The following is a 7,789-nucleotide window of genomic DNA, read 5'->3' as shown; positions in this document are numbered from 1 at the left end:
GGCCGGGGCCGCCCCGACCCGTCGTCCACCCTCACGACGCCGCACACCCGGAAGCGATGATCATGCACTTGACGTCCACGCGCATCAGCCCGGACTGGCCCTGCCAGGTCAAGACCCCCGGGAGCTACGACTGGGAGCGCTCGGCGGCCAAGTGGCTACGCGAGCTGGTGCCCACGCGTTACGCCGGCTACCCCGTGTTCATCCGCCACCCCGTCCTCCTCGCCCGGCACGCCCAGATCCAGGTCCAGCAGGAGATCCGGGTGGCCCGCACCGCCCTGCAGACCGCCCGCGCCGACCTGCCCGGTCTCGGCCTGCACGAGGGCGTCATCGAGCACACGATCAAGCTGTACGCGGCCGAGGTCATGCAGTTGCAGCACATCGCGCGCAGTGTCCGGGCGGTCACCCAGGCTCTGGTGGAGGCGAACCGCCATCCGTGACCCTGGGTACCCGGGGGCATGACCCGCGCCGTGCGTGGCACACGTGAGGGAATGGGCACCACCGAAGTCCGGCGCGGAGAGCCGGTGACCACGGTCCTGACCTGGCAGGTGCGCCCCGGCCATGAGCGGGAGTTCGAGGAGTGGACGCGCGGCATCGCCCGCTGCGCCAGGCAGTTCCCGGGCAACGAGGGCGTCTCCTGGCTGACGCCGGAGGACGGCCACCGCTTCCACGCGGTGCTGCGCTGGTCCGACCAGCACCGGCTCGCCGCCTGGCTGGAGTCCGAGGAGCGCGCGCACTGGCACCAAAAGATCGAGGACATCGCCACCGAGGTCAGCAGCGAGCGCCAGTCGACCACCGGGATGGAGACGTGGTTCAGCCTGCCGGGCACCATGGCGCAGGCCCCGCCCCGGTGGAAGATGGTCCTCACGACGTTCCTCGGCGCCTATCCGTTCACCCTGCTCATCCAGTGGCTGGTGACGCCGCAGACCGCCGGCTGGCCGCTGCCGCTGCGGGCCGCCGTGTTCCCCCTGGTGCTGCTGCCGGTGCTGACCTACCTGGTGATGCCGCGGCTCAGCCGGCTGCTCCGGCTGTGGCTGTATCCACGCGACGGCCACTGACCAGCGCGGGGAGCCGGACGTGACGGGCAGGACACCGCGGATCCGCGGGCGGTCCGTGCGCACGAGTGAGTCTTCGAACGGGCCCGGGTGTGCCATGCTCAACGCGTGACGAGCGAGCCTGCGACGCCGGCGCAGCCCGGTGCCGCACCGGACCTGGTCGAACTGGCCAAGATCGTCGCCCGGCAGCGCGCCGAGCTGGACCGGCTGCGCGACCAGGCGGCCATGTCCGCTGTCGTGGAGCGGGCCACGGGCGCGCAGATGGCGCTGACCGGGTGTTCCGCGGACGCGGCCGGCGAACAGTTGCTCCAGCGGGCCAAGGCGGCCCGTCACACCCTGCTGGAGGAGTGCTGGATCACGCTCGGGAGTCTGGCGCCGGCCGCGCCCGACCCGGGCGAGGCGACCGGCCCCGTCGGCACCCCGGGCCCCGCGTCCGGCCCCCTGGCGGAGACGGCCACGCCGGACGACGTCGCCGCCGCCCTGGCCCGCATCGGCCAGGCCCTCGTCCGGGTGACGACGCCGCACGACCTCGCGCGGTGTCTGCTGGAGCATCTCGCGCCGGACATGGCGGCGGACGCGATCATGCTCTACGCCCGCAGGCCCGACGGCGGCCTCGAACTGATCGGGCACGCCGGCATCGAGGACAAGCTGGCCGCCCAGTGGAGCCAGGTGCCGCCGCTGAGCGGAATCGCGGCGCTGGACGCGCTGCGGGCGGGCGAGCCGCGCTGGCTGGAGGACTTCGCCTCGGACGCCCGGCGGTACCTGCTGATCGGGGAGCCTCCCGAGCAGTGGCGGTCACGTGCCTGGCTGCCCGTGCTCGCGGCCGGCTCGGCCGAGGTCTGCATCGGCGTGCTGCGCGGCCGAGACGGGGCGTTCACGCCCCGCGACCGCGCTCACCTACGGGGCGTCACCGGGCTGTGCGCCGGCCGGCTGCGTGCCTTCGACACACCGCCGGAGCGGTCCGCCGACGCCGCCACGGACGTGGTGCAGGAACTGTTCGACGCGCTGCCGCTCGCGGCGATGCTGCTCACCCCGCTGAGCGCCGCGTCGGGTGAGACCGAGGATTTCCGGGTGGAGGCCGCGACCGCTCAGGCGGGCGACCTGCTGGGCCGTCCCGGTGAGGAGCTGGCCGGGCGGCGGCTGCTGGAGTTCCGGCCCGCCCTGGCGGGTGAGCCGCTGTGGTGGGGCTGTGTACACACGCTGACCAGCGGGGAGCCGTACGAGAGCGAGCCGTTCGCGCACGAGGAGGTCCTGGCGGGCATCGCCGCGCTGTCCACGTACACGGCGCGGGTGGCGCTGCTGGGCGACGCGCTGGTCGTCACCTGGGTCCCGCACGGCTCCTCCGACCGGCAGGAGCAGCGGCTGGCGGATCTCCAGCGGCTGGGCAACCTCGGCTGGGCGAACTGGAACCTGGCCACACTGGAGGCCTCCTGGTCGACCCAGGTGTTCGCCATCTTCGGCCGGGACACCGCGGACGGCCCGGTGGGTCTCGCCGGTCTCCCGGAGCTCGCGCTGCCCGAGGACGCGCCCGCGCTGACCCGTGCCGTCCGCGCACTCGTCCATGACGGGCGGGCGTTCGACCTGCCGTTCCGGATCAGGACGTCCGGCATCATCCGGCACCTGCGCCTGGTGGCCGAGACCGTGGCCGACATGCACGGCACGCCCGTCGAAGTGCACGGTGTCGTACAGGACTTGACCGCCCGGCGGCGGGCGGAGCTGGCCCTGGTCGAGAGCGAGCAGGCGATCCTCACGCAGAACGACGTACTGCGTGCCGAGCGGACCCTGGCGTCCCGGCTTCAGCACGCGCTGCTGCCGATGGCCAACCGGCCGGTGCAACTGGCGGGACTGCGCGTCGAGGTCGCCTATCTGCCCGCCCAGTCGGGTGTGCACGTCGGCGGCGACTGGTTCAGCGCCGTGGAACTGCCCGACGACGGGGCGCTGCTGGTGGTCGGCGATGTCGCCGGGCACGGCGTCGGCGCCGTGGCCACGATGGCGCAGCTCCGCTTCACCGCGAAGGGCATGGTCATCACCGGCTCGTCGCTGACCGGCGCGCTCGCCCGGCTGAACACGCTGCTGCTGCACTCCCGCGACTCCCATGCGACGGCCACGATGGTGCTGGCCCGCTACAACCCGCGGCAGCGGCGCCTGGTCTGGGCCCAGGCCGGGCATCCCCCGCCCCTGCTGCTGCGGGACGGCGAGGTGCGGTATCTGCGGCGGCCCCGCGGCATGCTGCTCGGGGCGTCCGCCACGCCGGTCTACGAAGAGGCGGAGTGCCGCCTCGAACCGGGCGACCGGCTCATCCTCTTCACCGACGGCCTGGTCGAGCACCCTCCGGAGAGCATCGACCGAGGGCTGGAGCGGCTCGCCGAGGCGGTGGCGGCTCCGCACACCGACGGGCCCGGGTCGCTCGGGCCGTTGCTCGCGCGGATGCTGCCGGAAGAGCGGCGGGACGACGTCTGCGTCGTGGACATCCGGGTTCCGAGGGCGCGGGAGCGGTAGGGGCGGGCCGCGCACCGGGTCAGGAGTCACCCCGGTGCCGCCAGTACCACCACAGGCCCACGAGCAGGGCCAGCAGGAAGAGGGTGGGCAGTACCAGGCCCGGTATGCGGGAGCCGTCCATGGGCATGGCCTTCGGTTCGCGGCGGACGGGGCGCCTCACTCGTCGCCCCGGCCCAGGGTGAAGCCCGTCGGCCGCGCCGTCCCGCTCCTTTCCCCAGCCGTTGCCCGGCGTTCGATATACGGGGCGCGAGATCAGTCGACCGGGTGACCGGGCGCGATGGTGTGGGCGTCGGAGAGCCGCAGCAGCGGACCGTCGTACGCCTCCCGCCCGCCCCATTCGACCGGGTCGAGAACGAAGCCGATGTGGTCCCCGCCGCCGGCACGCGTCACGATCCGGCCGACGAACCAGGCCGGCACGTCCTCCAGGACGACGGCCCCGCCGTACGCCTCCCGCGACGGCAGCCCCTGGAACTTGTCCGTCCGGTCGCCGGTCTCCCCGCCGAACAGCTCGGCGAGGCCGCGCTGTTCACGGTCGAGCAGATGCACGGCCAGCACCTCGGCGTTCCGGGCCACCCGGAAGGTGTGGTTGAGCTCGGACAGCCACACCACGAACCGCACGGGCCGGATCGAGCACTGCGAGGCGAACCCGACCAGACAGCCCGCCCGTTCACCCCCCGCGACGGCGGTGACCACGCACATGTCGGGATCCAGCCGACCGACGAACGCGTCCATGCCCACACCACCACTCCTCCACCGTGGCCGACGCCCCTCGCCATCACCTCACCATGGCGGGGGTGGGGGTGCCATCCCGGGGAGCGGTGCCGCCGTGGGGGCCGCAGCAGCGCCTGGCCGATGCCACCTGACGGCCGACGCGGCCAGACGAGAGGCCCCTGCCTGGCCGATGGCGCCACGAGGCCAGCACCCAGCCGGCTGCGGGACAGCCAGGCCGGCCGACGCTGTCGACCAGGTGGGCAGGTGACGTCCGGCGGGCGAGCCACCCGGTGCCGATGCCGGCCGGCGAGCGCCCCAACCGACAGGCGGATCAACGGAGGGCAGCACCGTCCAGCACCTGTCCGAGCGACCGGCGAGCCACGGGGCGGAAGACGCCGGTCGGCGAGCGGCCCCCCGGCGGCGGACCAAAGTCACGGCAGCACCCCCGGCCACACGGGACAACCGACCAACGGGCCGCCCGGGGACGACGCCACCGAGCGGCCAGCGCCACCCGACGGGCGGCCTGACCAAACAGCGGTGCCGGCCGGCCTGCGATCCGTCCGGTCGCCGGGTCGACTGGGGCGAGCGGCCCGACCCACCGTCAGACGCCCAGCGCCGTCCAGCGCGGCCCAACCGCCGGGCGGACCACCGATCGGGATTGCCACACGGCGAGCGGCCGGGTGCGACCGGCGGTGGCACCCGGCCTGCGGGCCACCCCGCCCGGAGTGCCCGTCAGCTCGTGTTCGGTGCTGTGCGGGATTCCAGTGCCGTGCGGGTGTCGTTGCCGTAGACGCCCGTTTCGTCCCCGCGGATGCCGTACCAGAGTTGGAAGCGGGCGACCGCCGCGGTCAGGGTGGTGTCGTAGCTGCCGCTGGTGGAGCCGTCGCGGTAGACGTCCGGGATGCGCAGGAGGCGTTCCTGGAGTTCGGTCACCTCGGGCCCGGAGGCTCCCTCGCGGAGGGTGCCGGGGCCGTCGGGGTCCGCCGGAGCCGCGGCGGGTGGGGTGGGTGTCGGCGTGGGGGCGGGGTCGGACGCGGTCGGGCGGGGTGCGGGGGCCGCACTGTCCTCGGTTTTCTCGCCGCCGCGGAGCAGCAGCGCGCCGCCGAATCCGATCACCGCCGCCGCGACGACCGCCACCGCGACGGCGGCGCGGCGCAGTCCGGATCCGGGGCGTACGGCACGGCCGTCACGGCGGGCGCGAGCGACCGGGGGGAGTTCCTGTGTCATGGCCTCGGAGCCGGGCGGCGGTCCCGGCAGAGCGACGGACTCGTAGCCGCCGGACTCAGGACCGCCCGACGCGGAGGCGGTCTGCTCTCGGTACTCCCGCATCAGTTCCGCCAGCGCGTCGGTGCGGCGGGGCCGCAGGACGCGGATGGGTTCGAGGGCCGGGCCGTCGTGCGGCTGCCGGGGCTCGGACGGTGTCGACACGTTGTTCTCCTTCCGTCCGGGCTCGGAGGCGCCCGTCTTCGAGGATCGTTCCGCCGCTAGATACGCGGCTGCCGCGCCAGGAGTTCAGAGAGCACTCAGTTCCTCCCTACGACTGCACTGAGTGCCATGCGCGGCCTTTCGGGTGCTACGTTCCAGCTCATGAGCTCCGAGAAAGCCGACCTCGGGAACGGAAAGCCGCCCATGCGGGACGCCCTGGTGGCGGCGGCCTTCCACCTGTTCCTCGAGCGGGGTTACGAGCAGACCACCGTCGACGACATCGTGGCGCTCGCCGGCGTCGGACGACGCTCGTTCTTCCGCTACTTCCCCTCCAAGGAGGACGTGGTCTTCCCGGACCACGAGCGATGCCTGGCCGACATGACGGCCTTCCTGGCGGAGAGCTCCGATGACGACGAGCCCGTGCGGCGGGTCTGCGACGCGGCCCGGCTCGTGCTGCGGATGTACGCCGAGAACCCGACGTTCTCCGTGCAGCGCTACCGCCTGACCAAGCAGGTCCCCGGGCTGCGCGCCTACGAACTGTCGGTGGTGTGGCGCTACGAGCGCGCCCTCGCCGAGTACCTGCGCCGCCGTTTCGCGGCCCGCAGGGACGGGACCCTGCAGGCCGATGTCATCGCCGCGGCGGTGGTCGCGGCACACAACAACGCGCTGCGATCCTGGCTGCGTTCGGACGGACAGGATGACGCGAGCGCCACGGTGGACCACGCGCTGGCGTACGTGCAGTCCGCGTTCGGCGGCGCCCCGGCGCCCGTCGCGGAACCGCAGCCGGAGGACGTGGTGGTGGTCGTCTCACGGCGCGGAGCGCCTCTGTGGCGGGTCGTGCAGGAGATCGAGTCGACACTGGGGCGGCCTGAGGGTCCGCACATTTGAGGGTACGGAGTGCCTTTACGAGTGGCACTCAGTGCCATACGCTGTGCTGCGTGCACGGTGGCACGGCGAACCGGGCACGCCTGTGCGCGGGTGACCGCGCACCCGGGATTCCGCCCGAGTGCAGGGAGTTGACCAGCGTGTACCACCACTCAGGAAGCGTGACTCAGCAGGCAGCCGGCTCGACGGGTCTCCTCGACCCGAGAAGCCAGGACACGGATGCCATCCTCTTCCAGCGCTGCACCTGGTGCGGCACCGCCATGTTCCACCGCCTGCTGTGTCCGGTCTGCCGGGGCAGCGACCTGCGGACGGAGCGCAGCGAGGGCGCGGGCACGGTGCGCCACTCCACGGTGGTGCACCGCAACACGCCCGCGGCGCGCAATGTGTCCATGATCGAGATGGCCGAGGGATTCGTCGTGCGCGGCCGCGTGATGGGCCCGCCGATCGGCATCCACAGCGGGGACCGGGTGCGGCTTTCCACGGCCAAGGACCCGGTACGGGGCGAGCCGGTCTTCCAACTGCTGGACGAGCCGTACCGGGCCTGGAGCTGACCGTTCGCCGGTCAGCGAGCCTGACGTCCGCTCAGTCCGCGATTCCGGCGCCCTTCCGGCCTGCGAACAGTTCGTCGGTGCGCACCGGCCGTCCCGTCTCGAAGCTACGGTTGGCCGCCAGGCCGACCGCCAGCGCCAGCGCTCCGTCGCGTTCGGTGGCCGTCGGATGGTCCGCCACCGCCGTGTCCGCGGGGCGGGTGGGGTCGGCGGGTCCGAACAGCGCGTCGAGCATGCGCGGATCGCCGCCGCCGTGGGCCTCGTGGGCGACCGAGAGCGGCACGTCCACCGGGGGCTGCCACAGCGGGCGCAGCGTGAGGCGGGCGCCGCCCGCGTGCTCGGCTGCCGTGTCCCCGTGCAGGGCTCCGGCGGCCGACGTGACCCGGGTGAGGGCCGGCTGCCAGCGGCTCTCCTCGACCTCCAGTTCCAGCCGGCCCGCGCTGCCGTTGAACATCACCCGGTAGCCCTCCCACGGGGAGTAGGCGGTCAGGTGGTACGTCATCGTCGCGCCGCGCGAGTAGCGCACGAGGACGGACATGTCGTCCTCGATACTGATCGGCCCGTCGAAGACGTTCCGGTCGCGCAGGTATCCGTCGTCCCGCTCGGCGTCCAGATAGAGGGCGCGCAGGGTGTCGTTGGCCGCGAGGTCCAGGGCGAAGGGGTCGTCGG

Annotated in this window: 8 protein-coding genes and 1 pseudogene; 5 read left to right on the top strand and 4 right to left on the bottom strand. The window is 73.4% G+C overall.

Annotated elements, in window-relative coordinates:
• The first annotated feature begins 56 nt into the window (after nt 1-56).
• The 3 genes from ACFTZL_RS37045 to ACFTZL_RS37035 all read left to right on the top strand — a co-directional run bounded on the left by ACFTZL_RS37045 (nt 57) and on the right by ACFTZL_RS37035 (nt 3,551).
• Nucleotides 57-437: a hypothetical protein gene (locus ACFTZL_RS37045; RefSeq protein WP_382592428.1), complete on the top strand. Its 381-nt coding sequence runs from the start codon at nt 57-59 to the stop codon at nt 435-437.
• A 51-nt stretch (nt 438-488) separates the two neighbouring features.
• Entirely contained in the window at nt 489-1,055 is a 567-nt protein-coding gene (locus tag ACFTZL_RS37040; protein ID WP_382592423.1) for an antibiotic biosynthesis monooxygenase, read from the top strand.
• Between the two features lie 105 nt (nt 1,056-1,160).
• Nucleotides 1,161-3,551, top strand: a complete 2,391-nt coding sequence (locus tag ACFTZL_RS37035; RefSeq protein ID WP_382592420.1) for a SpoIIE family protein phosphatase — start codon at nt 1,161-1,163, stop codon at nt 3,549-3,551.
• A 19-nt stretch (nt 3,552-3,570) separates the two neighbouring features.
• On the opposite strand, the gene ACFTZL_RS37030 is transcribed toward ACFTZL_RS37035, so the two are convergent.
• The 3 genes from ACFTZL_RS37030 to ACFTZL_RS37020 form a co-directional block, all read right to left on the bottom strand.
• Nucleotides 3,571-3,711 (bottom strand): hypothetical protein, encoded by a 141-nt coding sequence (locus ACFTZL_RS37030; RefSeq protein WP_382592417.1) that lies wholly within the window; start codon nt 3,709-3,711, stop codon nt 3,571-3,573.
• Between the two features lie 92 nt (nt 3,712-3,803).
• Nucleotides 3,804-4,283 carry a flavin reductase family protein gene (locus ACFTZL_RS37025; RefSeq protein ID WP_382592414.1) on the bottom strand — a complete coding sequence of 160 codons (480 nt, stop codon included), beginning with the start codon at nt 4,281-4,283 and terminating at the stop codon, nt 3,804-3,806.
• Between the two features lie 711 nt (nt 4,284-4,994).
• Nucleotides 4,995-5,690: a peptidoglycan-binding protein gene (locus ACFTZL_RS37020; protein WP_382592411.1), complete on the bottom strand. Its 696-nt coding sequence runs from the start codon at nt 5,688-5,690 to the stop codon at nt 4,995-4,997.
• A 201-nt stretch (nt 5,691-5,891) separates the two neighbouring features.
• Here ACFTZL_RS37020 and ACFTZL_RS37015 point away from each other — a divergent pair, with 201 nt between their 5' ends.
• Nucleotides 5,892-6,575 (top strand): TetR family transcriptional regulator, encoded by a 684-nt coding sequence (locus tag ACFTZL_RS37015; RefSeq protein WP_382592425.1) that lies wholly within the window; start codon nt 5,892-5,894, stop codon nt 6,573-6,575.
• A gap of 137 nt (nt 6,576-6,712) precedes the next feature.
• Nucleotides 6,713-7,123 carry a Zn-ribbon domain-containing OB-fold protein gene (locus ACFTZL_RS37010; RefSeq protein ID WP_382592408.1) on the top strand — a complete coding sequence of 137 codons (411 nt, stop codon included), beginning with the start codon at nt 6,713-6,715 and terminating at the stop codon, nt 7,121-7,123.
• 31 nt (nt 7,124-7,154) lie between these two features.
• On the opposite strand, the pseudogene ACFTZL_RS37005 reads toward ACFTZL_RS37010, so the two are convergent.
• Nucleotides 7,155-7,789, bottom strand: a pseudogene (locus tag ACFTZL_RS37005) (gfo/Idh/MocA family oxidoreductase); the annotation flags it as partial.

It is taken from the genome of Streptomyces sp. NPDC056948 (genome assembly GCF_042674225.1).
Classification (GTDB): domain Bacteria; phylum Actinomycetota; class Actinomycetes; order Streptomycetales; family Streptomycetaceae; genus Streptomyces; species Streptomyces purpurascens.
The sequence above is the reverse complement of the archived record's forward strand: the minus strand, read 5'-3'. Positions and strand labels throughout refer to the sequence as shown.

Bases quoted from the DNA above. Each gene is read 5' to 3' on its own strand.
- ACFTZL_RS37045 (WP_382592428.1), top strand. From the start codon at position 57: ATGATCATGCACTTGACGTCCACGCGCATCAGCCCGGACTGGCCCTGC.
- ACFTZL_RS37040 (WP_382592423.1), top strand. From the start codon at position 489: ATGGGCACCACCGAAGTCCGGCGCGGAGAGCCGGTGACCACGGTCCTG.
- ACFTZL_RS37025 (WP_382592414.1), bottom strand. From the start codon at position 4,283: ATGGACGCGTTCGTCGGTCGGCTGGATCCCGACATGTGCGTGGTCACC.
- ACFTZL_RS37015 (WP_382592425.1), top strand. From the start codon at position 5,892: ATGCGGGACGCCCTGGTGGCGGCGGCCTTCCACCTGTTCCTCGAGCGG.